This window comes from Leptospira biflexa serovar Patoc strain 'Patoc 1 (Paris)' (genome assembly GCF_000017685.1).
Classification (GTDB): domain Bacteria; phylum Spirochaetota; class Leptospiria; order Leptospirales; family Leptospiraceae; genus Leptospira_A; species Leptospira_A biflexa.
The window spans coordinates 132,314-158,106 of record NC_010843.1 but is presented as its reverse complement, the minus strand read 5'-3'; the positions used below and the strand labels follow the sequence as shown (position 1 = coordinate 158,106).

Annotated in this window: 25 protein-coding genes; 13 read left to right on the top strand and 12 right to left on the bottom strand. The window is 38.8% G+C overall.

The genetic code is table 11. The annotated features are described in order from the left end of the window. Positions 1-23: 23 nt before the first annotated feature. Positions 24-1,253 carry a methyl-accepting chemotaxis protein gene (locus LEPBI_RS17860; RefSeq protein WP_012476633.1) on the bottom strand — a complete coding sequence of 410 codons (1,230 nt, stop codon included), beginning with the start codon at positions 1,251-1,253 and terminating at the stop codon, positions 24-26. Between the two features lie 77 nt (positions 1,254-1,330). On the opposite strand from LEPBI_RS17860, the gene LEPBI_RS17855 reads away from it, so the two are divergent. Beyond that, positions 1,331-1,735 (top strand): hypothetical protein, encoded by a 405-nt coding sequence (locus LEPBI_RS17855; protein WP_012476632.1) that lies wholly within the window; start codon positions 1,331-1,333, stop codon positions 1,733-1,735. A 24-nt stretch (positions 1,736-1,759) separates the two neighbouring features. Further along, positions 1,760-2,131: a PAS domain-containing protein gene (locus LEPBI_RS17850; protein WP_012476631.1), complete on the top strand. Its 372-nt coding sequence runs from the start codon at positions 1,760-1,762 to the stop codon at positions 2,129-2,131. Between the two features lie 60 nt (positions 2,132-2,191). On the opposite strand, the gene LEPBI_RS17845 is transcribed toward LEPBI_RS17850, so the two are convergent. From LEPBI_RS17845 to LEPBI_RS17835, 3 genes are all read right to left on the bottom strand, one after another. Continuing rightward, positions 2,192-3,598, bottom strand: a complete 1,407-nt coding sequence (locus LEPBI_RS17845; RefSeq protein WP_012476630.1) for an AMP-binding protein — start codon at positions 3,596-3,598, stop codon at positions 2,192-2,194. A 64-nt stretch (positions 3,599-3,662) separates the two neighbouring features. Beyond that, a complete protein-coding gene (locus LEPBI_RS17840) occupies positions 3,663-5,423 on the bottom strand; it encodes an LruC domain-containing protein (protein ID WP_012476629.1) in 1,761 nt (586 codons plus the stop codon). Positions 5,424-5,591: 168 nt separating this feature from the next. After that, positions 5,592-6,323, bottom strand: a complete 732-nt coding sequence (locus LEPBI_RS17835) for a ubiquinone/menaquinone biosynthesis methyltransferase (RefSeq protein WP_012476840.1) — start codon at positions 6,321-6,323, stop codon at positions 5,592-5,594. Between the two features lie 109 nt (positions 6,324-6,432). Here LEPBI_RS17835 and LEPBI_RS17830 point away from each other — a divergent pair, with 109 nt between their 5' ends. Then, the gene (locus tag LEPBI_RS17830) at positions 6,433-6,804 is read left to right on the top strand and encodes a MotA/TolQ/ExbB proton channel family protein (RefSeq protein WP_049756024.1); all 372 of its coding nucleotides are present in this window, start codon (positions 6,433-6,435) and stop codon (positions 6,802-6,804) included. Beyond that, on the top strand, positions 6,801-7,196 hold the full coding sequence (locus tag LEPBI_RS17825; protein WP_012476626.1) for an ExbD/TolR family protein: 396 nt from the start codon (positions 6,801-6,803) through the stop codon (positions 7,194-7,196). Before LEPBI_RS17830 ends, LEPBI_RS17825 begins: the two co-directional genes overlap by 4 nt. Positions 7,197-7,200: 4 nt before the next feature. Here LEPBI_RS17825 and LEPBI_RS17820 read toward each other — a convergent pair whose 3' ends face one another. Together LEPBI_RS17820 and LEPBI_RS17815 are read right to left on the bottom strand one after the other, a co-directional pair. Then, a complete protein-coding gene (locus LEPBI_RS17820) occupies positions 7,201-9,195 on the bottom strand; it encodes a PAS domain-containing sensor histidine kinase (RefSeq protein WP_012476625.1) in 1,995 nt (664 codons plus the stop codon). Continuing rightward, positions 9,192-10,325, bottom strand: coding sequence for a PP2C family protein-serine/threonine phosphatase (locus LEPBI_RS17815; protein WP_187148109.1), 1,134 nt, complete (start codon positions 10,323-10,325; stop codon positions 9,192-9,194). The genes LEPBI_RS17820 and LEPBI_RS17815 overlap by 4 nt, the downstream gene beginning before the upstream one ends. A gap of 70 nt (positions 10,326-10,395) precedes the next feature. Here LEPBI_RS17815 and dinB point away from each other — a divergent pair, with 70 nt between their 5' ends. The 3 genes from dinB (at position 10,396) to LEPBI_RS17800 (ending at position 13,007) form a co-directional block, all read left to right on the top strand. Continuing rightward, positions 10,396-11,472, top strand: a complete 1,077-nt coding sequence (dinB, locus tag LEPBI_RS17810; protein WP_012476623.1) for a DNA polymerase IV — start codon at positions 10,396-10,398, stop codon at positions 11,470-11,472. Positions 11,473-11,475: 3 nt separating this feature from the next. After that, the gene (locus LEPBI_RS17805) at positions 11,476-12,177 is read left to right on the top strand and encodes an alpha/beta hydrolase (RefSeq protein WP_012476622.1); all 702 of its coding nucleotides are present in this window, start codon (positions 11,476-11,478) and stop codon (positions 12,175-12,177) included. Between the two features lie 71 nt (positions 12,178-12,248). Then, entirely contained in the window at positions 12,249-13,007 is a 759-nt protein-coding gene (locus LEPBI_RS17800; protein WP_012476839.1) for a DUF547 domain-containing protein, read from the top strand. Positions 13,008-13,116: 109 nt separating this feature from the next. On the opposite strand, the gene LEPBI_RS17795 is transcribed toward LEPBI_RS17800, so the two are convergent. The 3 genes from LEPBI_RS17795 to LEPBI_RS17785 all read right to left on the bottom strand — a co-directional run bounded on the left by LEPBI_RS17795 (position 13,117) and on the right by LEPBI_RS17785 (position 17,104). Further along, entirely contained in the window at positions 13,117-13,533 is a 417-nt protein-coding gene (locus tag LEPBI_RS17795; RefSeq protein ID WP_012476620.1) for an OsmC family protein, read from the bottom strand. A 43-nt stretch (positions 13,534-13,576) separates the two neighbouring features. Further along, positions 13,577-14,236: a peroxiredoxin gene (locus LEPBI_RS17790; RefSeq protein WP_012476619.1), complete on the bottom strand. Its 660-nt coding sequence runs from the start codon at positions 14,234-14,236 to the stop codon at positions 13,577-13,579. Between the two features lie 96 nt (positions 14,237-14,332). Then, positions 14,333-17,104, bottom strand: coding sequence for an adenylate/guanylate cyclase domain-containing protein (locus LEPBI_RS17785; RefSeq protein ID WP_012476618.1), 2,772 nt, complete (start codon positions 17,102-17,104; stop codon positions 14,333-14,335). Between the two features lie 178 nt (positions 17,105-17,282). Between LEPBI_RS17785 and sthA the strand changes: the two genes are divergently transcribed. From sthA to LEPBI_RS17760, 5 genes are all read left to right on the top strand, one after another. Further along, positions 17,283-18,686: a Si-specific NAD(P)(+) transhydrogenase gene (sthA, locus tag LEPBI_RS17780; protein ID WP_012476838.1), complete on the top strand. Its 1,404-nt coding sequence runs from the start codon at positions 17,283-17,285 to the stop codon at positions 18,684-18,686. Between the two features lie 102 nt (positions 18,687-18,788). Further along, complete coding sequence (locus LEPBI_RS17775; protein WP_012476616.1) at positions 18,789-19,307, top strand: RNA polymerase sigma factor; 519 nt, start codon at positions 18,789-18,791, stop codon at positions 19,305-19,307. Positions 19,308-19,312: 5 nt separating this feature from the next. Next, on the top strand, positions 19,313-20,356 hold the full coding sequence (locus LEPBI_RS17770) for a FecR domain-containing protein (RefSeq protein WP_012476615.1): 1,044 nt from the start codon (positions 19,313-19,315) through the stop codon (positions 20,354-20,356). Between the two features lie 81 nt (positions 20,357-20,437). Next, positions 20,438-20,989 (top strand): hypothetical protein, encoded by a 552-nt coding sequence (locus LEPBI_RS17765; RefSeq protein ID WP_012476614.1) that lies wholly within the window; start codon positions 20,438-20,440, stop codon positions 20,987-20,989. 303 nt (positions 20,990-21,292) lie between these two features. After that, entirely contained in the window at positions 21,293-21,691 is a 399-nt protein-coding gene (locus LEPBI_RS17760) for a TIGR04452 family lipoprotein (RefSeq protein WP_012476837.1), read from the top strand. Positions 21,692-21,959: 268 nt separating this feature from the next. On the opposite strand, the gene LEPBI_RS17755 is transcribed toward LEPBI_RS17760, so the two are convergent. Both LEPBI_RS17755 and LEPBI_RS17750 read right to left on the bottom strand, forming a co-directional pair. Continuing rightward, positions 21,960-23,288: an ISNCY-like element ISLbi1 family transposase gene (locus LEPBI_RS17755; RefSeq protein ID WP_012476087.1), complete on the bottom strand. Its 1,329-nt coding sequence runs from the start codon at positions 23,286-23,288 to the stop codon at positions 21,960-21,962. A 391-nt stretch (positions 23,289-23,679) separates the two neighbouring features. Next, positions 23,680-23,958 (bottom strand): hypothetical protein, encoded by a 279-nt coding sequence (locus LEPBI_RS17750; RefSeq protein WP_226992972.1) that lies wholly within the window; start codon positions 23,956-23,958, stop codon positions 23,680-23,682. Positions 23,959-24,136: 178 nt separating this feature from the next. On the opposite strand from LEPBI_RS17750, the gene LEPBI_RS17745 reads away from it, so the two are divergent. After that, positions 24,137-24,892, top strand: coding sequence for a lysoplasmalogenase family protein (locus tag LEPBI_RS17745; protein ID WP_012476609.1), 756 nt, complete (start codon positions 24,137-24,139; stop codon positions 24,890-24,892). Here the strand turns inward: LEPBI_RS17745 and LEPBI_RS17740 are convergent. After that, on the bottom strand, positions 24,889-25,749 hold the full coding sequence (locus LEPBI_RS17740) for a methylated-DNA--[protein]-cysteine S-methyltransferase (protein ID WP_012476608.1): 861 nt from the start codon (positions 25,747-25,749) through the stop codon (positions 24,889-24,891). The genes LEPBI_RS17745 and LEPBI_RS17740 overlap by 4 nt on opposite strands. Between the last annotated feature and the right edge of the window lie 44 nt (positions 25,750-25,793).

Below are 25,793 nucleotides of genomic sequence, written 5' to 3'. Positions count from 1 at the left end.
ATTCGGTCTATTGTTTTTCCAGTTTATACAAGTAACAATTGGTCTGTTTGGTGATGAATGTTTTGGATTTGGGATTTTAGAAATTCTGTTGTTTTTAAGATGGCTTGTTGGGCCGAGCGGATCTCTTCACATTCATTTTGGATCGTGTTGGACAAGGTTTGGATTTCGTCCAAGTTTGCATTGATTGTGACAATTTCTCCATACACTTCCCCCGATGTATCTCGTACTCGTTCAGCAACAGCATCCAATGTTTTTGCTTTGGATAGTATGGCACCCCCTCTTGATTTTAACTCTTGGATGGATTGTACAACTTCTGCAATGGTTCCGTGAACCACATGGATTTCTCCTGCAATGAATTGGAACGCATCACCCGATTCCATACCCAATTTTTCGGCTCGTTTGTAATCGGTCACATTTTCATTCAAAATTTTTGAGATTTGTTTTGCGTTATTGGCAGTCATTGTGGACAAATTTTTGATTTCATCGGCAATGACAGTAAATCCTTTCCCTTCGGAACCTGAATGGGTAGATTCGATCGCAGCATTGATGGCAAGCAAATTGGTTTGTTTGGAAACTCCATTGATAAAATCAATGAGCTTCAAAATATTCCCCGAAGATTCACTGATCCTTTGGATCGTTGTATTGGTATCGTTTACTTTTTTCCTACCATTTTGACTGAGATTCACTAGATTTTCCATGGTCTCATTCCGACTTTGGATTTCTGCAATCACAATGTTTACAATATCAAACATGATGTTGATTTCTTCTGAAGTTTTTCCAACAGCTTCCATGAGTTTGACCTCTTCGGAAGCAAGTTGTGAAACAATCTGATAGACTCGATCGATGTCTTTACCAGTTGTTTGGATTTTAACATTCAAATCTGTGATATGATCACCAATGGCATCAAGCCGTTTGTGTAAATCGGAACAAGTAACAAGGAGGTTTTCTGAATACCCATAGATATCAATTCCTAAACCAGAGAGAATTAGTATTGGGTCTACTCCTATGGCATTTGGTTCAAAGTATTGTTTTAATAATTTCCTGTTCTGGATCATTCGAAAAGAAGAGAATACGAATATTATGAAAAGGAAAATGAAGATTGGGAATTGGTAATTTCCTAGGATTTGTCCGAAATACATTTGGCTTCCAATCATGGCCAAAAGAACAAACATAATTCCAAAATTGGTAGAATCGTTCGAAACCAAACGGGAAAATACTCTCTCTTTTTCACTCCGATTTTGTTCTAAAGTCATTGGGTTTCCTAAATTTTTTATTAAATTTACTTTTTTATGCAGTAATTTGACGAATCATTCCATCTAATGATTAGACTATGATATTCACGAAAAGGGAAATTGAAGAACACTATCCGCTTTCCGAACGTTTGCGATTAGAGAAAGCGAAATCACAAAATTCTGTCATATACTGGATCAATGAATTGGTGCGAAATCAAGTCAGAGGTGCAGAAGATGTGACAAGTCTCATCGAAGTCACAAAAGATTTGGTGATGCAAGTGGAAGACTTATACGCAGAAAAAGAAAATTCTGTGGCAAATCCCTCTGGCCAATCGTCAAACTCTATAGAGTTGGATTCGATTGAGGAACAAATCTCTGATTTATATGCAGAAAAAGAGTCCTTGTTCGAACAGACGAAAACCAGTTCGATTTCTGAGGTGATTGCACTCATCAAGGGAATGGAAGAACAATTGAACTCAATGTATTCAGAATACGAAACATAAAAACATTCGATAGGAATCAAATTAATGAGCAAATTTATAGACCCAAATATTTTAGGAAAACTCGGTACCTTGGCACAAGCGGAAGCTGACGGATACCCGTTTGGAATTGTCAAAGTAGACGAGTCGGGTAAAATTTTATTGTATAACAAATACGAATCCGAACTTGCCAATGTTCCCATCCAAACAGCCGTAGGGAAAAACTTTTTTACGGAAGTGGCTATTTGTACGAACAACCGAATCTTCTATGGAAGGTTTAAAGAAGGGATGATTTCGGGAGATTTGGACATCGCATTCAATTATGTATTCACTTACAAAATGAAACCAACCAATGTTGTGATCCATCTCTACCATGACAAAGGGACCAATTCCAATTGGATTTTTGTCAAACTCAGATAATCACAAAACTAACTTAGTATACATGAAAAATGAGGGGAAGGTCGCAAAAACCCTTTCCCTTCATTGTAAATACAGTTTGTCTTTCAAATACCCTTCCATCCCAGAAAGGCTCACAAAAAACCCAGTTTGTTTGTCTTCCTCGGGGATTTTACTTCCTATTTTTGTTTCTAATTTCAAGAACATTTCTGTAAATTGTATGGAATCCATCCCACAATCATAAATCAGATGATCATTTGGTTTGGGAATGTATCCTAAAATCGAGGACAAAATTTCAGCTACTGTTGTCTCGGAATTGATTTGGATTGTTTGTTTCTCTTTGTCTTTGGTCGCAATTTGTTTTATATATTCATTCAAACAGAGTTTGGTAATGCTTTGGTAATCAAGTTTCCCGTTGGGTAGTTTAGGAATGGAGTTTTGCTTAAGGATAACACGAGGGACATGACTATCAGGCAATTCGTTTCGTAAGGTTTGGTAGAGATGATCGATTGGCAGTCGAGAATCGGTAAACAATCCAATCGTGTCTCCTCTTTCATGATGGACAGGCACACAAACAAATTGACCTTCCAAACGTAACCCTAAGATTTCCGATTCAACTCGATCGAGAGAAACTCGTTTCCCTTTGTGTTTGATGATACGATCTTTCCTGCCGATTAAATAAAATCCTAAATCTGAATTTTCTCCTAAATCTCCTGTCGCATAATATGAATTTGCTGGCAAATGATGGGATACCCATTCATTGGTTTCGAAGGTATCGTAATGTTTTGAGACAAATGGACTTTTTACCAGAAGTTCATTTTCTTCACCGAATGTTTGGAATTGAATTTGAACTTCCTGTAAAAAAATAAATCGGTTTTGTCTCAGTGGATCACGATAACCCATCCCACCGGTTTCCGTAGATCCATAAATTTCTAGAAGGGAAATCCCACCTAATTCACGTAAATCACGCGCCAAAGGAACTGGGAATTTCATACCTGAAACAATGGCTCGTTCTGGTAGTGCAAACGCATTTGTGACTGCCATTTGCAATTGGGGTGCGGAAGTGATCGAAAGTTTGGCCGGTGTTTCGGTTTTGGATTGTCCCATCACGATGGGAATGCCCAAGGCTTTTGGAAGTAAATACCCCCAGAGGAGTCCATACAGATGGCATAAGGGCACCTGGACGTGGATTTCTTCGACATCTTGGAATAAGGATTGGGTATTTGTTTCGGAAAGCCAGACATCCACTTCCTTTTGGATTTCGTCCCAATGTTTCCAAACCATTTTGGGAGAACCAGTGGATCCAGAAGTGACTAAACTGAAGGTTTGAGGATTTGATTGTTTCGGGAGAGGGGAATCGCTAAGTTGCCGCTCAAGGGAAGTCCCTTGCCAAAGTGGGTCAACGAGAATGGGGTGATCCTTTTTTAGGTCTTCAAAAAAAGTTCCGTTTAAAAAATAATCTGGGTCAGCGAACCGTAAGAGGGAAGCCATAAAACAAAAATCCTCCCCCCTAGGTTTAGGAGGAAGGATTTCTTTTGTGAAGGTAGGTTTGTTTTTAAGCGGCTTTTGGATTTCCCATTTTGCGTTTCATGAGAAAACCTAATGCTGCCCCTACAACGATGAGACTTGCCGATACTTCCAAAGCGTTTTTACGAACTGCTTTGATCAGGTATGCGGTAAAACCATTGTCGGTGTAGAAGTCACTCACTCGGACTACATACGAAGGTCTGTTTGGCGCAGGGATTTGGTCTACATGTAAATACCAATCTTTATGTGCCACACCTTTCGAATGCATCCAAGAATTGAAGAAGATATAACCAGATGTAGATGGTTTTCTAATGTCATCTCCTTCTGTTGGGTGGTTAAATACACCTGGAACAATGATGGCCCAAGGGAAACCGTTTTTATCTAGGAATGCATCTTTTCCTTTTGCATCTTTGAAGTAACCTGGACGGTAGATTTGTCTAAACACACCATCTGTTTTTTGGTTGATGGCTAGGAAGTAGTTAAGGTGACCCCCAACTAGGTTTTTCGTAGCATTCAAATCCACTGGTTCTTCAAATGTAATTGTTACTTGCGCTGTTACACCACGAACAAAGTCATTGATAGTAAATGTGGATCCAGCTTTTGGAGCGTTTTTACTACCAAACAATGTTTTGTCTGAGCTTGGGAGGAGTAATACCCCTCGTTTGAGTTGTACAGATGTGAGTGTTCCGCCAGTACAATCTCCTGCCGTGTTTGCAGTGTATTTAGATGCGGAAGCACATCCATTCCAAGGATTTCCTTGTCCATCCACATAACTCACTTGGACAGTTGCATTGGTTGGAACATCAAGTGATAGTCTCAACTCATGATTGTAACCTGCACCCTTTGCAACGTGAGTGTATGTTCCACGGATCGTCTTAACCTTGTTTGATGGAGTTTTGTCCATCTCAGTGCTAAATACTGTTGAGTGGTCATTTAAGTCAGCATCTCCTGCAGAAGGGAACATGTCCTCAAATGCAATTGTGTAACGACCAGACCGAGCAATGGCTGCTAGGCTTGGGTCATCTGGGAATTCATCAAAATTGTTAGCAATTCCATCACAATCAGAGTCAACCGCTTGCACACAACCATTCACCGGTTGGAAATTGGTTGTATCCACATTGATAACAGGTGCCACAACAACAGTTCCTTCTGATCCTGTCGCAGGTTGTTGTACTGGAGCTGATCCTACGATTTCTTCCACTTCACCAGTCGTTGGGTTCACACCAACAATGCTGATATCAACAGTGACGACTGTGGGAGGGACACTGATTGGGATCGTTACAGATCCATTTCCATCAGTCGTTCCTACACCCACTACGTTAGGTTCTCCCGTAGTCACAGATTCGGTTACAGTCACTGGAGCGTTCACAACAGGACCAGATTCATTTTCAACCACCACTGTGACGGGAACGGTAATATTGGTTTCAAAATTAAAGTCTTCACCGTTTGTTTGGTCAACGACAGTGGTAGTCGTTTCATTGTTTACGGTGGTTGGTGCAGGCGTTGGAGGCGCTTGTGGAGTGGGAGTCGGTGTGACAACGGAAGGTGTTTCCGAAGTGTTTGTGTCACCCGAGCCAGAGTTAGTTTCTGGGGTAGCCACTTGGTTTGGGTCAGTGGTTTCAAGTCCAACAACTGTAAAGGTTCCATCTCCGTCATTTGCAGATGCAGTTGTCGCTTGTGTCGCGCCGTCTCCGAGCCCTAAAAAGGGGAGTAATAACATTCCTTTTTTCTTATTGGAACAATCCGCAAGAAATAGAGGAAGCACCAAAAGAATGATCCATCGATTCATATTTTTTTCCTACCTGTATAGGGGATTAAACGACAAATACTGAAAATAATCAACGTTCTTTTGAAAAAAATTAGGGAAATCCATGGGATTTCTGGGTAGATGTACGAACAGAATTCAAAAAAAAGTACAAGTTTCCCACTCGATCAGACATAATTGCTTAAAAAAGCATCAAAGACCCTTTTTGGCGACATGAGCCACTGCATTTCCAAACACAAAATTCTGAAATCGGACTTCTTGGAAACCCAAGTCTGTTAATATTTGAGCCAGAGTTTCTTGGTCAGGGTAACTTTTGGAAGAATGAGGTAGGTAATCAAACATTTCGTTTTGTTTTCCGTAAAGTAAATACCCAAAGAGCGGGACAATTTGGAAAAAGTAAACATCAGCAAAGAATTTAAGGAATTTTGGCCTCACTCGCCCGACATCCAAGTTCACAAACACTCCCCCTTTCTTTAACACTCGTTTGATTTCTAATAGGCATTTGTTTAAATCAGAGACATTCCGAAGGCCAAAACCCATGGTCACGATGTCAAAACTTTCGTTCTTAAATTGTTTTAAGTCCATGGCGTCTCCCACAAGGAGGTTGACATGACTTTTCCCATTCACCTTGGGGAAGGCAAATGACAACATTTGTTCAGAAAAATCAAGTCCAACTACGGTTTCTAAATTTGGATCTTGAGAGAGCCGGGATGTGATGTCTCCTGTGCCACAACAAAGATCAAGCGCCGATTTTGCCCCAGGGACGGCTTTTTTGGCTTCTTTTACCACCCAATCTTTCCACAGGCGATGGAGGAAAAAACTATTCCAATCATTGAATCTGTCATAGGCTTTGGCGATCCCATCAAAGTTCTTTCTTACATATTCCGGTTTCTTTTCTTGGGAAGGCAGTTTGTATTGGTTCATAGAGGTCAATACATCCATGAATTGGACATTTTCAATTCCCGCAATTTTGATTTTTATTCTTCTTTTTGCTTTTTCGCTGATTTCCTATGCATATTTTTTTCGATTGTTCTTGGGTTTTCGTAATTTGGAACGGAAGGAAACAAGAAAAACCTATTTCCCCAATCTGCCAAATGAAGAAGAATTGGATTTGTTTTTTTCTCCATTAGAACGAATCGCTAGCTGGTTTCCCACCATTGCTTCCTTATCCATGTTACTCGGATTACTCGGAACTGTGATTGGGATCAACACCGCCTTTGGTGAAATGGAAGCGCAAGGGAAGGTAAGTTTAGAGATACTTGCGGGTGGAATCAAAGATGCATTGAACACTACCATTGTTGGATTACTTGTCGCTATCCCTTCATTGTTTTTTCACAGAGTGATTGAAAACAAAATTCGATACATCTCTGAATTGATCATCAAAGACCATACCAAACTCCAATGAAAGTCAGAAAACCAAAACAAGAATCATCCATTGATATCAGTAGTTTGATTGATGTTTTGTTTATTCTTCTCATCTTTCTAATGTTAGCTGTTTCATTCACTGAACCAACATCCAATATTTCATTGGATTTACCAAAATCAAAAACAAATCAATTTGGTAATGAAACTCATACGATCAAAATCCAAATCAAATCGAATGGTGAATTGTATCAAAATGATACTAAAATGGATATTCAAACATTATCAAACACCTTAGAGATTAATTCTGATCCAAATTCGAGCGTGAGCCTGGAAGTGGAGCAACATACCGAGTTCGGGACCTTCGTTGCGGTAACAGATATTTTAAAATCAAAACAATACCAAAAAATTGACATCAAAACGAAAAAAGAATGATCCTTTAGCTTGTAGAGGTTTGGACTAGGTCGATTAAAAATTTATATCGTTTGTTTTTGACTTTTTCTAACAGAATTGTTTTCCCTTTGTCTTCATAAGGGATCGTGCCAAGTAATTGTAATAATTGACCAAAGTTTTGAATTTTGATCATCTTTAATATTTCATTTTTAAAAGGATTTTCTTTTGAATTCAAAAATGTTTGTACAAATTCTTTTTCCTTATCATCGACTTTTGTCACCTGCCAAACTTCTTTGGAATTGGTTGGTCCAATTTTTGATTTTTGGAGGATTTGGGTTGGAATTTCTTCGATTCGAAGTAAAGGCAATTCAAATATAAAAGTAGAACCTTGATTGGTATCACTATCAACTTGGATCGTCCCACCTAAAAAATCAACTAACTGATGTGATATGGAAAGTCCTAATCCTGTCCCTTCTTGGTAAGAACTTCCTTGTTCTGTTTGTTGGAAGGCTTCAAAAATAGAGTGGAGTTGGTCTTTTGGGATTCCAATTCCAGTATCTTTTACAATAAAACTCACCAAATCAATATTAGGTTCTAGTCCTTGTTTGATTTTGACTTCCATGTTCACAAACCCTTGGTTCGTAAATTTTAAAGCATTGCCAAGCAAATTCACCAAAATTTGCCTAATCTTTTGTAAATCAGCTTCGAAATACTGATTTTTTATGGTTTCAGGATGAATGAGTTCAAATAAGATGTGTTTTTCAGCAAACCGGTAAGAAAACATGGAAAACAAGGTATCCCATAATTGGACTAGGGAAAACTTTTCTCTAGATTCTGTCATTTTACCCGCTTCAATTTTTGACAGATCTAAGATATCGTTGATCATTCCTAATAGATGGACTCCATTTTCATACAATGAATTGACGAATCCTTTTAAATGTTCCGGTAAATTGGGATCTTTTCCTAAAATTTGCGAAAATCCAATCACGGCATGCAAGGGAGTTCTTAATTCATGTGTGATTTTGGAAAAAAAGACAGACTTGGATTGGTTTGCTTTGATGGCCGCTTCCACTGCTTTTTGGAGCCTTTTGTTTTGTAACTGGATTTTTTGTGAGTAGTCGTTTAACTTATCTTCTGCGATCTTTCTGTCCGTGATATCAAAGACAGTTGATTTGCTAATCACAAAGTTACCATTTTTATCAAATGTTGGTATAGAATTTAAGCTTACAAAAAAAGTAGACTTGTCCTTACGTATAAATTCTAATTCTACACCTGTTAAATTTTCATGTGGGAATGATTTAATAATCTGTTCAAATTTTTCAAAACTACTAGGAGTCAATAGATCGTTGATTCTAAAATTACCAACAATTTCTTCACGTGAGTATCCCAACCAATCGAGTTCTGTATCATTGATCGAAACTACAATATTATCTTTGTCAAGGGAATGGTAACCACATGGTGCATTGTTATATAAGTCCAATATCCTTTCATAAGATTTCATCAAATTTTCTTCTGCAATCTTACGATTCGTGATATCAATCCCTATGGACAAAACTTCATAAGGATACCCAAACTCATTTTTTAAAATGCGATTGGACCATGTAACAGTCCGTTTGTCGTCTGGTCCAACAAACACATCAAATTCTTGGCGTATATTTTGTTCAGGTCTATGGAAAATATTCCACAATAATGATTTGATCTCATTGGATTTTTCAAATTGAATTCGAAACAAATCTATTACTAAATCTTTACCTTCTACTTGGTCTTTTGGAATTTGGAAAAATTCTTCTGCATATGGGTTTACGGAGTGGATTCGAAAATCTGGACTCCAACGAATGATGATCGAATTTGCCGTATCATAAATATCTTGGTATTGTTTTTCCTTTTCACGAATAACGCGTTCGATCTCTTCAGCGTTGGTTAAATTTTTGCGAAATAATATTTGCCTAAGTTTTTTTTCTCTCCTATAAGCATTATGATAGAAGTATGCATAAAATAAGAGAGTGGAAGCGATCAGTATTGCGATGATTTGATCTATCATTTCACTTCTAATAACAACATTGTCATATCATCTGCAACTTTACCTTCAGAAAAACGAAGGACCTCTTCGGAAATGGAATCTAATAATTGTTGGGAAGGGAGTTCTATGTTTTTTTCAACGATCTCAGAGAATTTTTGGTCACCCATATATTCTTCTTTTTCATTGGGTACTTCAAACATACCATCTGAAAATAGAAACAGTCGGTCACCTGATTGTAATACAATATCCTCGTTATTTGTGTTGAGAAGGTCTGGAAACATCATCAGACAAAATCCTTTTGTTCCCAGTTTTTTGATTTGATGGTTTCGCAGCAAAAACATATGGTGATGCCCCGCCATTGAAAATGATAATAGGTTTTCTTCCGCACGGTAGCGTATATAAACAGCGCTGATAAAATGAGTACTAATGAGTGGAGTTAAGGTATTGTGAAGCCAATACAAACATTCACTAGGTGATAAAAAAGACTTATTCATGGTTTTAAAGGTGATGATGGCCATAAGTGAAACCATTGCAGCTGCAATTCCGTGGCCTGTTACATCTCCAAATAAAATATCCAAGTCTCCCGATGGCAAAACATCATAGGTAATGAGGTCTCCACCAACTAAATCCATTGGTTTATAAGAAGTAAAAATTTCATAATGTGGAGAAGGGGGGAATTGAAACGTTACCAATTTTTCTTGGTTTGCTTTTGCAAGTTCCAAGTCTTTTTGTATTGCATATAATAAATCAATTCGTTCTTTTTCTAAGGTTTTGATTTTGAGATGGGTTCGTATTCGTGCTAAAATCTCCGATTCCTGAAAAGGTTTGGTGATGTAATCAACAGCACCAGTCTCGAGACCTTTGACTATATCACTCGTTTCATTTAAGGCAGAAAGGAAAAGGATGGGGGTATTTTTATGCCGTTCCATCGATAATAATCGTTTGGCTACCTCAAGACCACTGATCCCTGGCAAAAGGATATCGAGTAAAATCAAATCAAAATCTAAAACTTCAGCAAGCTCTAAGGCATATTCACCATCATACGCAACGGCAACTTCGAATCCTTGTCCAAGTAAAATATGAGTGATGATTTCCATATTGGTTTCGTTATCATCAACGACTAAAATTTTTGCTGCTAATTTAGAATTCACTATGCAAAAAGGATGGTTTACAGAAACCTTTTGGCAAGATTTTTTTAACGAATACAATTTCTAATTTCAAATGAGAAAAATTATCCACATAGATATGGATGCATTTTATGCATCAGTCGAACAACGTGATTTCCCGGAAATGCGAGGGAAACCTGTCGTCGTTGGTGGTTCTCCGCATTCTAGAGGAGTGGTGTGTGCTGCAAGTTATGAAGCGAGAAAATTTGGGATCCGATCTGCCATATCTTGTTACCAAGCTTATAAACTTTGTCCCGATGCTATTTTCACACCGCCAAGGTTTGAAGTTTATAAATCCGTATCAAAAGAGATTCGCAGAATTTTTTTGGAATACACTGATTTAGTGGAACCATTGTCTTTGGATGAAGCTTATTTAGATGTAACAACGAATAAACCGAATTTACCATTAGCAAGTACGATCGCCAAAGAAATTAGAAAAAAAATTTGGGAAGGAACGGGACTCACATGTTCGGCTGGTGTAGCGACAAACAAGTTTTTGGCGAAAATGGCATCTGAGAAAAATAAACCAAACGGACTTTATGTGGTTTTGCCGGGAGAAGAATTATCTTTTTTAGATGAACTCCCTCTCTATCAGTTCTTTGGAATCGGGAAAAAAACATATGAAAAATTCCAACATTTGGGTTTTTCCAAAGGAAAGGATTTACGTTTGGCTGATGAGTCTTTCCTTTTGAAAGAATTTGGAAAAATGGGTTCTGTCTTTTACCGAATGGCAAGAGGGATCGATGATCGGGAAGTCATTCCATTTCGTGACCCGAAGTCAATTGGTGTTGAAACGACATTTACACATGATTCAGAAGATTTTTCCTATTTTTTACTGACATTGGAAACTCTCGCAAAAGAACTCGAAGGAAGAATGTTGAAAAAAAATAAAAAAGGGAAAACGCTCACACTCAAAGTTAAGTTTGAAGATTTTACAGTAAAACAAAAATCAATCACTTCTGATTCCGTTTTCTTCTTGGCAGACAACCTTTTCCAACAATCCTCGAACTTGTTGGCAAATGTGTGGAAGGATAATTTTGATCCTCCCAAAAAAATTCGACTTTTGGGATTGTCTGTCACCAATTTTTATGAAAAAGAAATAAAAGGAGACCAGCCCTCCTTATTCGGATAAGATATGTTAGATGATGAAAATGATTTAGAATCCTTAGGCCCCTTAAAAGTATTACGTGTCAAAGGAGATCCTGATGCTCCAACTGTTGTTTTATTCCACGGGTATGGAGCAAGTGCTTTTGATTTGTTTCCAATCCATGAAGTTCTTGTTACAGACCAAAAGTTCAATTGGGTATTCCCACATGGCCATTTGAGTATTCCACTCATGCCGGGTTATTCTGGAAGAGCGTGGTTCCCAATTGACATGGCCGCTTTAGAGGAAGCGATTGCAAAAAACGATTTTCGCAATTTCGCCGACAAAGACCCAGAAGGAATGGATATCGCAAGGGCATCCACCTATTTGATGTTAGATGCGCTTGGTGTCCCTTGGAACCAATTGATTCTTGGTGGTTTTTCGCAAGGTGCCATGCTTGCCACAGATATCACCCTTCGAAATGAGCTTACGCCTAAAGGTCTGATGATACTTTCCGGGGCACTCGTCAACGAATCCCTTTGGAAAGAATTGGCTCCTAAAAAATCAAATCTTCGTTTTTTCCAATCTCATGGTGAATATGATCCAATTTTAGGTTATGCGAGCGCGAAAAAACTAGAAAAATTACTTCGAAATTCTGGGTTACTTGGTGAATTCATCTCATTTGGTGGTGGGCACGAGATCCCGGCACCCGTGGTCCAAGGGATCAGTCGCTATCTAAACAGTTTGTTATAATTGTTTTTTGGCTCTACAAAAATTGAGCCGTCATCTTGGAGTCGGTTCTGTCTAAGTACTGGATGGTCGTTATGAAACATTTATTTACCCTCTTTTTGGTTTTGGGTTTGTCCCAAACTTTGTTTGCACAGAACTTTGATCACAAACATAGTGTTTGGGACCAATTACTTAAAAAACATGTAAAAAATGGACTTGTTTCCTATAAGGGATTTGTCTCTGATGCCACCACTTTAAATGGGTATTTAGAAGGCCTAACAAAAGTTACCGAAAGCCAATACCAATCCTTTTCCGACAAAGAAAAGATGAGTTTTTTAATCAATGCTTATAATGCATTTACTGTCAAACTCATCATAGACCACTACCCAATCGATAGCATTACGGATATTGGTTCTCCCATTTCCAAAATCAATTTGGCTCGAGGGATTCCATGGAAAAAAGAATTTTTTAGTCTACTTGGAAAATTTAGACATCTGGACTGGATCGAACATGAAAAATTAAGAAAGGATTTTCTTGAACCAAGAATTCACTTTGCGATTGTTTGTGCATCCATTGGTTGTCCCAATTTACAATCAGAAGCATACATCCCAACCAATTTAGAAAAACAACTACAATCTGCAAAACTTGGTTTCTTAAAAAATCCTAAAAAAAATTCTTATGACAAAACTACGAACACTTTGTACTTAAGTAAAATATTCAATTGGTTCCAAACCGATTTTACAAAAAAGACAACTTTGATCCAATTTGTCCAAGACGGATTTGATGACACGATCAAACCAGATGCCAAAATCATTTACACTGATTACAATTGGGATTTAAATGAATTAAAATAAGAGATAAGGTTTAGAAACTCGTCACGATTGATTGTCTCATGAATCGTGACGATACTATTCATGATTGTTTGGTTCTTTGATCTAGTTTACTTCTTCTAGAAGAATAACATTAAGGAACCAATACAAATTCGTAAGTGATTTTCGCCGTTTTTTCTAAGGTTTTGGCAACAGAACAATACTTTTCCAAACTCAAATCAATGGCACGTTTCACTTGGGTTTCTTGAAAATCCCCTTTGATAAAAAACTTCATATGGATGTTTTTAAATAGATTTGCATCCCCAACTTTTTCTCGATCTGCTTCCACATCCACAGAATAGTCTTTCACTTCAATGCGATGTTTGTTTAAGATCATCAAAACATCAATGCTACTGCAACCAGCAAGACCCATGATGAGTAGTTCCATCGGCCTTGGACCAGAATTTTTACCACCGATCTCAGGGGAAGCATCGATTTTAATCGAATTTCCAGACTCGTTTGTTGCTTCGAGGACAAATGGGGATTCTATTCGTTTTAAATGAATGTGCATTGTATTTTCCAGAAAGGCGGGGAAAAACCCCGCCAGTTTTCCACTATTTATTTGGTTGTGGTGTGTATCGTAAATAAGGTTTGATGGTTCGAAAACCTTTTGGGAATTTTTTCTTTGCATCATCATCGGAAACAGAAGGTACGATGATTGTATCTTCTCCATCTTTCCAATTTGCTGGCGTTGCGACACTGAATTGAGATGTGAGTTGCAATGAATCGATCACTCGCAGTAATTCATCAAAATTTCTACCTGTGGATGCAGGGTAAGTCAATGTCAGTTTCACTTTTTTATCAGGACCAATCACAAATACAGATCTCACCGTTGTGGTTTCACTTGCATTTGGATGGATCATGTCATAAAGATTGGATACTTTTTTGTCAGCATCCGCTATGATCGGATAGTTGACATTTGTGTTTTGGGTTTCGTTGATATCAGAAATCCAACCTTTGTGGCTATCCACTGGGTCAACGGAAAGTGCAATTACCTTCACATTTCTTTTTTCAAACTCAGGTTTGATTTTTGCCACATAACCTAACTCAGTCGTACATACTGGTGTATAATCTTTTGGGTGAGAAAATAAAATCCCCCAACTTTGTCCTAAATATTCATGGAAGTCAATTTTTCCTTCTGATGTATCTGCTTGGAAATTGGGTGCTTCATCGCCGAGTCGTAATGCCATGGAAGTCTCTCCTAAATGGTTCAATTACTTTCCAATATTGAAAGAGGCCTCCTAAATGCAAGGAAGTTATACGGTTTATTGGATATTTTATCTAGTTTAACAGAATAAATAGCGGATTTCCTACTTTTTTGTCCTTGTAAACGAACCATCCCAATCCAATTCCGGGGGAGATTCTAGATAGTATTGGCAACGATCCAAAAGGAGTTTGCATGCCTCATCTTTCGAAGATCTGTACAAATTCTCGAACAACAATTTGGCTTCGGAAAACTTACGATTGAAGTAGGAAAATAGGGCTGTTTCGTATGCATTCGTAAATTTTTTCTCTTCTTCGGTTTCCTCACCTTTTTTACATCTGACTTCAAAGAGTGTCACTGGTTTTGATTTTCCTTTCACCCGGACTGTATCCAGTTTTCTTGTGAAAAAATGATCTTTGATTTCATCATGTACAAACTCAGAGACTAAAATACATACCCCATAATCTTTTCCTGCAGCTTCTAATCTTGCGGCAAGATTTACTGTATCACCCATCATAGTGTAGGAGGCGAGGGCATCAGTTCCCATAAAACCCACTTTCGCATAACCCAAGTTTAATCCAATTCGGAAAGTCATCTGATGGGCTTCAGGGATATAGGAATTTTTTTGAATCCATTCTTTTTTTAAGACTTCTAATCGGTCTCTCATTTCCACACTGGCAGAGACTGCTTTCAAACAATGGTTTTCAACATCAAGCGGAGCATTGAAGATCCCTACGATGGCATCACCAATGTATTTATCCAAAACTCCATCGTGTTGTTTTAAGATCAGTGTCATGGCAGAAAGGTATTCGTTGAGTAAGTCGGCGAGTTCTTTTGAATTGAGTTTTTCTGAAATGGTACTAAAACCTGCAATGTCAGAGAAAAAAGCTGTGATGACTTTTTCACTCCCTCGTTTCAATTTTTCTAAATCCTTTAATGCTTCCCCAACGACAACTGGGTCCACCATACTTCCGAGAACCCCTCGCATCTTTTCCCTTTCTTTTAAACCGGACACCATTTGGTTTAGAGCAACTGTTAGGTTACCAAATTCATCGTTTCCACCATCATCAAAATGCACATGTAAATTCCCTTGGCCAACATCCTCTGCACTGCGAATGATCTTTCGTATCTTTTGGACAACCACCCCTGAGATAAAAATCGCGAAAATGATCGCCACAAGACAAATCGTTATCGCTGTAAAAACAATCTGGTTTCGATTGTCTTTGATTGCCCGGATTCCATCTGTTCGGTCTACCAGAGTTCTGATGAGACCTGAGAAATTATCATGTAACACCATAAGCGGAACATTTTCTGATTCCAACAAATGCACACCATCTAACTTCCACATGATTTCTTCAGATTCGCTTCGGGAATGCCCAAAACTTCCATCAGGGAAAAGTTTTTTTAACTCTTTTGGTGGAGTTTCTTGTTCTGCAGAAACAATCCATTTTCGAATTGCCTTCCAACGGTTTCGATGTTCTTCTCTTGCTTCTGGATCTTGGTAGTATTTTTCGTATTCTAGAGGGTCTGTTTTGAACTTTAATAAGATCCAATCTTCTAAAGTGACATCTCGGATACTTCGTAAGGATTCTATTTTTTCTTCGAGTTCTTTAGGAATCGGATACCGCAAGGACACTTCATCATATATTTTTTCCCTTCCAGAGATCAGTTTCTGATACGATTTGTAATAACTTGTGAAAAGTTTGTCTTTTGCGGGAGGGATGGGTGGCTTTGCGTTTTTTAAAATCTGAATCCTTTCTCTCAGTTTTGGGATCAATTGTGTGAGTTCATTTGTTATGCGGTAATCTTCTTTGATTACTTCTCTGTAGTCGCCTAACTTTGATTTGATTCCAATTAAGTTAAAAGCTCGTCTTGTTGAATTTTGGTGACGAAATAAGGGGGAGTGGAGTGCTTGGATTTCTCTATCCTGCCATTCAAAAACATATTGTTTTTCGCCTTCATCAACCGTTGTGATATCATCTGATAGTTTTTGGAAAGAATCGACAAGACTACTTTCCATTTGATCAAAGTGTTCGATTTTAGCTAAAGGGGAAGTATTGTCGATGATTTGAGTGTCAAAGGATGCAATGGAAGTTTCCCCTTGGATCATCGCAGAAATTGGGAACGTTTGGATCCGGAATAATTGTGTATCAAGTCCTAACTCTTCCAATTTTCTTTTTTTGGATTCAGCATAGAACTTAGCAATGAACAAATCCAGTTTGGATTTATGATTGCGCATTTCTTTTTTGATGTTTTTGATATCCAATTCCCATTTCGCTTTTGCTTCCGCTTCTTCGGGGGTGGGTTGTTTGATGATTTCTAAATATTTTTCCTCATTTTTAACATAAGCAGACGCAAGACCCTCCAAAGAATTCCATTCCCTTTCGCTGATGTTACGATTCGAGGCATCTTTCAATTGTTCTCGGATTTCTCTCTCCAAAATGGCTACATCATCTTTTGTGAGGTAAACTGAAAAAAATGTATCAAATTTCTTAAATACCCGAGATGTCCCGAGGGATCCAAACAAATTGGTTTTGAATCCAAACACCGAAACTGTTTTTTTCTTGGTCACCAGTTTTTTTGTTTGGTATTTTTTTAATTCTTCCTGCTGTTTTTCAATCCGTGATTTGAATTCTTCAATGCGGATTAAATTTTGAGAGATGGATTCAATCTCCATCACAAGCCCTGCAATGAAGTTTTTTGAAACAGCAGCTTGTTTTTCGTAACTTTCGGAGAGGATGGCAGTCTGTTGGCGGACCGTGATGATGGACAGAAGCAAAATGGTGAATGCAATCAAAGTGCCTGTAAACCAGGCAAGTTTTGCGCGAATCCCTTCTGATAGGATTTTCCAAAGGGATAATAATCCTGACTGAATCATTTTTAAAAATTCCATATGCTTGACTGAATGCTAAAATCACAAATTGATATTGCAAGATTTTTTGTGATCCGTCTTTAATATTGTTAGGTGGAGATGGCAAACCAAACTGGCACAATGGAGACCGAAGATTCATTTTTGCTTGCTATTTTTCACTTTATCGGTAGCGTTCTTTTATCCAATGTCCATCAATCGATTTGATTTAATTGCTATCGGGGGCGGTCCTGCCGCTCAAAAAGCCGCCATTCAGGCAAGTAAACTCGGCAAAAAAGCTGCTATCATAGAAAAAGATCCCTATTTAGGCGGGGGTTGCGTCCACTGGGGGACAATCCCTTCCAAATCCTTACAAGAAACCAGTCGGTTCTACCGAAATCTAAAACTTTCCAACCTCCATGGATTGCAGTCTCCTCAGACAGCCCAACTGACATTACAAGAGCTGATGTTCCGTGCCGGAACTGTCATTGAAAAAGAAGAAGATGTCACAAGAGAACAAATGATCCAAAACCGAGTCACAACACTCACTGGTTGGGGGAAAATCATCGACAAAAACCAAGTAGAAGTCACAGACTCAGCTGGCAGAAAAAAAGTGTACGAAACTGAAAACATACTCATTGCAACAGGCAGTAGCCCAAGGCGTCCCACAAACGAAAACATCCCCTTCGAAGAAGGATTAGTTTACGATAGTGATGGATTGTTTGCGATGAAAAAAATGCCAAGAACTCTTGCCGTCATTGGAGCTGGGATCATAGGTTCTGAATATGCTACGATTTTTGCCCATATTGGTGTGAAGGTACATTTATTCGATTCACAAAGTCGCATCCTCGGATTCTTAGATGAAGACATTTCGAATGAAATGACTCGCATCATGCAAAATGCTGGGATCCAAATCCATGTGGATTCATCCATCACCAGTTATCAAAAAATCTCTGAAGAAACAGGATTCCAACTCACAACAAACAAGGGTGAGGTGATAACAGTCAATCAAGTACTCATTTCAAGAGGTCGCTTAGGAAATGTAGACAATTTGGGTTTAGAGGCAGTCGGGATCCTACCCAATGATCGTAAACAAATCCAAGTGAATGAAAATTACCAAACGAATATCCCCAATATTTACGCCTGTGGGGATGTCATTGGATTCCCAAGCTTAGCATCTGTGTCTATGTACCAAGGCGCTTATGTCGCAAAACACATGTTTGGTTTGCCTTCGGTCCCTGTTGATGCGGAAGAATTCCCAATTGGGATTTATACGTTACCAGAAATTGCAACGATTGGACCCACTGAAGAAGCACTCAAAAAAAGGGGAGTTCCATACGGAGTGGGTCTTGCCAAGTTTGATACCATCACAAGGGCTCAAATCAGTGGAGACCAAGTGGGATTATTAAAGATTTTATTCGATAAACAGACAAGGAGAGTTTTGGGAGTCCATATCATTTCGGATAAAGCAACAGAGCTCATTGCCCTTGGGCAGTGTGTTGTGAACCTAAAAGCTCCCATTGAGTATTTCACCGAACATATTTTCAATTACCCAACTATGATCGGGGCTTACAAAAATGCGGCGAATGACGCCCTTTTGCGCGAAAAATAAACCGAGTTTCTGAGAATTGTTCTCCTCCCAATTGTTTTCTTTTACAGAGAGGAATGGGATTTTACTTGTCAGAGACTTGGTTTTACGAACACATACAAGATTGTGTCCGACAATTTAGTCTCCATGAGTCAAATCTACGAAAGAAGTCATAAACGAATTTTTGACTTCCTTTATAAATACACTCAAAATGCGGACACAGCCATGGATTTAATGCAAGACAGCTTTTTAAGTTTCCATAAACATTATGGCAATGCTGGCCTCTCAGAAGAGAAGTCCATCATGGTTTTGTACACCATCGCACGCAATTTATCCATCAATTATGCCAAAAAGTTTTCCACCTCTCGGGAAATTGCCTCGGATGAGATCGAATTTCATAGCCACAATCCCAAATTAGAAACAAAGGCAGAATACCAAGACTTAGAAGATCGATTGTATTCATTCCTCGGGGAACTTTCCGAAGAGGAACGGTCTGCTTTATTATTAAAAAACGTAGAAGGGTTCCAACTCGTTCAGATCGCAGAAGTTTTAGGCGTATCTGTTTCCACCGCGTCAAGGCTTGTCATCAAAGCCACTGAAAAAGTTTTGGCCATAGCAAAAAGGGAAAATCTGGTTCCAGATTAATACGAATGAGCGAATTAGAAGATCAAAAACACATCGAGGCATTGGAATCCCTTTTGCGAAAGCCATCCAAGGTTACAGAAAACTTGGATTTCCCCAATTGGGAAGAGGTATCCCGACGACCGATTCGTTTTGATCTCCAAGGAAAACCAAAACAATCCCACCAAGTGGTTTCCTTCTTTCGTAGACCGATTGGACTCGTTGCGGTTGGTGGGACGACATTTGCACTTGCGGCAAGTCTTCTCTTTGTATTCCTTCAAAAACCAAATGAAAGCACTTCGATCGAAGTGGCATCTGCCTCAGTCAAGGAAGAAAAACGTGAGGTCACCTCACCATTGCTCGTCTCTGTCTCCCAAATCAAAGGTAAAGTTTTTGTCATCCCTTCTGGAAGTAACACTCCAGTTGCTCTCGTCGAACGATACCAACTCACTTCGGGTGACTCCATTGTAACTGAAGTAAATTCCCAGGTTGACTTACATTTTGAAACTGGATCTTGGATTCGCATCAGCTCCCAATCGGAAGTTGTTGTCAACAACTTGCAGAAAACAAATGAAGGATCACTCTCCCAAAAATTTTCAGTCAAAAAAGGGAAACTTTTTGCTTCTGTTTCCAAACTTTCCAAGGATAGCGAATTCGTTGTCCAAGCAGGAGAGCACCTGACACAAGTTCGTGGGACGTTATTTAGTGTATCGTTCGATGGGAATGTAGAAACTGTTGCTGTTCGCGAGGGAACCGTCGCATTCGGCGACTTAATCTTAAATTCCAAGCAACAAGCCGTTGTTAAACTTGGAGAGTCCATCCCAGAGTTGGCTTCAAAAGTCAGTCCCAAAGAAGACAAAGAGCTAAAAGCTTTTTATACTCAGTCCGTACTTGCCAAGGAATCTTTACTCTACAAAGAACACTCTCGATTGGAATTGGTGCGTTTGGAAGATGGAACAGAACTGAGAGGAGTCATCTTAGGACAAACCGAAACCCATCTGCATTTCCAAGGTCTTGATGGGCAAATTGAGATCCCCATTCAAAACATCCTCGAAACAGAAAAAATCCGTTAAAATCCAGAAGTTTTTTGACAAGATTTCCTTTTTCTGAAAGGCTCTTTACCGAGAACCTGTAAGTCCATTTTAAAGGAAATTATGCCAGAGAATCACAAAAAAAACTTTCGATTCCGATATCTCATCGATAAAGAATTCCAATTAAAATTCTTAGCCCATTATTCCCTTCTGTTTATTTCTGGAGTGATTGTGACTCTCTTGTCCTTGTATTGGTTGAACCAATCGAAATATGATGGAGGAGCAGTCTTTCGTTTGCGCCAAGATGCCCAAACCGTCTACTGGAAAGTAGAAAATGAAGATGCCGCTCCTGGCGAAGCAAAAGAAAAATATGTGCCAAGGGAGATTTACCTTCCAGACTATGACCACAAATTGGATCGATACGAAATCCAAAAAGATGCGGTTGTGACCTTGTCAGTTCTTTATCTCTTCTTAATCACTGTCTTTTCGATCTTCAAATCACATAAGATGGCTGGACCCGTTTTTAGCATCAAACGTTCCCTACAAAGGATGGCTTCAGGTGAACCTATCGAAACCATTCGCATCCGTAAAGGGGATGAGTTCCAAGAATTGGTAGAAGTATTGAACGAAGTGATCCAAAAGAGGATGAACGAAGGCGGCAAAAAAGCTACATAATTTTTCTATGTCGCATTCAATCCACCAGGGCGGCCCCCGCCCTGAATCGGGTGGTGGAGGTGGGCTTGTGGGCTTTGCCGATTTCTCTCCTAACACAAACGAGCAATCCCGTCAACCCGCACTCATTCTTGTCAAAAAATTACAAACAAAAGTTCATCTTTACGACAACTCAATCTAGCCATTAGAATGGTTCCAATCCATTCTCGCAACGAATTCCGTAGGAATCATTTTTATCACTCTTGGGAGTGCAGAGTCTCTTTCCGATTGACTTCTCTTATTTTCATAGATTAAACTCTTTCCGTTATGACACACAAAAACAAATCACTCTTGATTGGGATTCTCTTTTTAGGTTTGACTTTCGTTACAAATTGTAACCAACCAACGCTTGCTAGGTTGAGCAATGACAATATTTTAGGTGCTGATGCAAAAGCGTCGCTGTTACAAGCATCCAAAAGAATTGATGGGATCAAATTTGCTCCACTTGGTGTCAATTCGTCTGGCGCAGAGGCTTCGTCTGCCTTATTAAACGACGTATTAATTCCAGTCCTAGCCGAAATCGATCCAGATAAGTATTATAAGCGAGATGGCGTCGATGCTTGTGTTAAAAATATTTATGTCCTAGGGTTAGCGCTTCCTAACTATGCTTCGGTCGAACTCTCATGTAAGATTGAAGAAGTCACAAGCTTCGATTTTTTAAACTAGTTTGTCCATTGCTACCTGAGGTAAATCTTATGAGTGCCTTTCTCGTTTGGATCGGAGAGCATCCTGTCCAAACGATTGCCACGAAAAAAAGAGGTAGAATGTTACTTCGAATCCTTTTCCTTTGGAAGCATGATTTTGATTTCAGATACTATCTATTTTGACGCAATATGTTACTCGTATTGAATCTTGTTTTATCTACTCGAAATGTTAAGTGGTGAATCAAATAAAAATCTACTCCAAATATAACAGAGAGCAAAAAGATTCCAAGCTATTTTCTTTTTGCCCAAACTTGTTCTGCAGCTCGCCTCATTTCTTCAACACGTTGTCTTTCAAGGAATGGATTTTTTGTATCTGAATTTACTTCTCGTCTCCATTTCGGAATTGTATGAACGATTCCTTTCTTCCTTCTAACTTTCACTTTGTCTATTGGATTACGAATAGGGGCAGCAATCTTCACAATTTCATTTTGCCAATGATTGACCTGATTCTTTAATTCGAAAATATTCAACTTCTCGTAAATCTTTTTCATAGAAGCTTTTATCGTTTTCGAAATATCTTTTCTAGCCAGTATCCTTCGGTATGGTGATTTTGCTTCGTCATACCTTCGTATTGCTTTAGAACCAATCCTATGTTTCTCCTTTAGAATCATTACTGGTAAAAAGTAATTATTGTAAGTATTTAAATCTTGGTAAAGAGATCTGATAATATCTGCTTGGCTTTGATTTTCAATACGCAAATATCCAGTATTCCTTCTCACAACACTGTAATTCTTCTGTTCAATATGTGGGTTATCATTCTTTTTATATGGTCTTCCACGAGTGAATTGGATGTCGTTTCTTTCTGCATACGTTAAGATTGTTTGATTAATAAATTCTGCACCGTTATCGGAATGGATTCCCAAAAGTGGGAAGGGTAATATTTTTTTCAGTTTTATTAATGCTTTTAGCATCTGGAATTGAGTTTTATCTTTCACCAGTATACAAACTGTCCATCCCGTACAAACATCAGTTGCTGCAAGCGTTGAATAAAATCCTCCAAATACATTTCCACCATTATGGGCTACTAGATCGATTTGAACAAAGCCAGGTAGAGAACTTTTCCATTCACCGAACGTTTTGATTGGGATCCGATCAATTAGGTATTTAGGTTGCTTCGTTGTAGAAGTGCCTTTGCGACCAAGTTTTTTCCTGGCAGGTTTCAATAACCGATCTACAGTGGCAGAGCTGATTGAGAGAAGTTTTTCTTTGGTTGTTTTATCAATTTTAAATACTTTGAACTGTTCAAGTTTGGATAAAACGTCTGGCAATGCCATCACGAGTCTTTTCCCACAAATTCTATCCAGGATCTCCCAGATCTTCTCTAAATAGAATCTGACGTCATCATCATAGTTAGATAGACGCTTCTTTCTCGGTCTCAGTTTGATGAGATTGTCTTTTTTCTTTCTAAGAACGGTTCTGGCATAGGATCGATTGAATCCAGTAGCTTCAACGAACTGGTCGAGTATGAGACTTTTTTCTTTTTTCGAAGCCCAAAAGTACTTCTCTTTGAAGACTTGAACCAACATAGAACGCACCATCTTCGATTGCTTCATGGACATCACCTGCACATGAGTGAATCGTTTCCTTATCTAATTTGGAGTAGATTTTAAGATGATGCAACGACTAGTGTTTCGAGTAGATTCTTACGTGATGCAGTAAGTTACTTCCCATAATTAGTATTATGTCACTTGCAGATTATGTCTCATTGTATGGAAAGGCACATCGGTAACACATTCGATCACTCACATGGGTTACAGTTTAACGCGTCTATGTGTTGGTGGGCGCCTCGCAAAGGTTTTTTAAATTTTTGATTGGATTCCTAAAACGATCGCGCTATCCGCTCCAATCTTTCCAATTCCAATTGATTCAAATTTTGTATGCGAAAAGGAAAGGATTTCCGCTTCTATCGCTGGCGAAAAATCACTTCGTACATTTGGAGTAACCAAAGAATCATTTGGTACCACATTTCTTTTTTTTGATGTCGTCGCATAAATAGGTTCCGACCAATCGTTCGGCATCACAACGAAATTTGGCTGCTGCCTTTACTTCTGTACTCCCAGTCACATTGGCTGCTGTTTCGGCACAAAAAGCATAAGATTGGTAAACCACAAGCGAACAAACCAAATAATCCAAGTCCGCACGTTCACAAGCTTCGTAGGATTGGCTTGTTTTTGTACAATGGCTAAGGAATGAAAAAAGAAAGATGCAGAGAATTAACCGAAGGATCACCACTGGATTTTAGACAAAATGAAAGGTTGAGAAATGAGATTTTTTTTTCAAAATGAGAATCAAAGTAACATACGTCAGCTTCCTCATCAAAAAATTTAGGTATATGAGCTTCTTTTAGAAGTGAATCGGAAAGGAAACCACTACTTCCGAAACTTACGATTGCATTTCGGGAAGACCCATGGTAAAATCCAGTATGGTATATTATTTCATTCTCACCGCCATTCCATTTGCCATCGTTTCTGCTTTTTCGATCCATTGGTTCACCATCAGTGAAGAACAAAACCCAAACAAACGATTGGAAGTTTCACGCGGGATTTATTTAGGGTTTTCCTTCCAAGTCCTAGTATTTGCCTGGTTGTTATTCCAAATTGGGCATGCCAGGTTTGCTTATCCATTGTATGCAATCGCATTCTCTATACTAGGTGATTGGTTCAATTTGCAGTTCCCATTGGCAAAAAAATACCTGAAAGATCCAGTCCTTGGGGGCATTTTCAGTTTTGCAATTGCACAAGTGTTTTTTTTGTTAGCCTTTCGCCAACTCATCAGTTGGGAAGAATTGTTCACGGGGATGAGACCTATCATCATTACAATTGTTTTTATCATTCTCCCCGCAGTGATTTTTTATTTCCGTGTTTACAACCCTGATCGATCCAAATGGGTCATGGCATCTGCCTTTGTTTATGGACTGATCTTATGTTTTTTTGTCTCTTTATGTGTGAACGCCTATCTGCTGTATGGCGGAGTATGGATTTATTTGGTGATCGGAGCATTGTTTTTCCTATTATCCGATGCTGTGATGGGAGAAACTACGATCAACGGCAAAAGACACCCAAAATGGGAATTCCAAGTCCCATGGATCACTTATCTCATTGCACAATGTTTTTTACTCGTTGGTTTTTTTCTAGTCTCTCACACAAGGTTACTTGCCCATTAAACAAAATGAATTTGTTTGGGAGGGTGTTTTGATTTCTCCCAAGCAATGAGCATCTGTTTTCGTTTCGGATCCCACCGATAACCACCAAACAAACCGGAAGATTGGATCACTCGGTGGCACGGAACAAGAACAGCAATGGGGTTTTTTCCAATTGCTGTTCCGACAGCACGTTGGGCATTGGTTTTGCCAATGGATTTGGCGATTTCGCCATAAGTAGTGACTTCACCAATAGGAATGGATAATAGAGATTGCCAAACTTTGATTTGGAAAGGGGTTCCTAAAACGGAAAGTTGAATCGGATCCTTTGGCAATGAAAACGTTTGTAAAAACTGTTGCATTGGAAGATGACGCCCACTTTTTTCTTCCATCCAAATTGCTTTTGGGAATTCTCGTTTGATTTGATCTAAAATTTGATCTTTGGTTTTTGTCTCGTCGATAAATTGTAAATTTTGGATCCCAATTCCAGAAGAAACCACAACCATCTCACCAAGAATGGTTGGAAAAAATTCATAATACAATGTGAGTCCTTCTCCCGCTGCTTTATAGACACCTGGTGTCATTGCTTCCAATTTGATGAACAAATCGTGTAACCTTCCTGTCCCAGACAAACCCAATTGGTAGCTAGTATCTAGGATGGATGTGTTTGGTAAGATTCGCTTAGCATGCATGATCGTAATGGAAGATAAAAATTGTTTGGGTGAGACCCCAACAAACGTTAAAAATAATTTTTGGAAATGGGAAGGACTCAGTCCAGCCAAACCTGACAAAGTTTCTAAATTGGGTTGGGATTCAAAATTTTGGATCATATATTCAATGGAATTTTGAATGAGTTGGTAATGTTTTTTCTGAAAATCCACAAGGAAATAGTATTCGATTCGATTGAATCAGGAAACCCGATTCT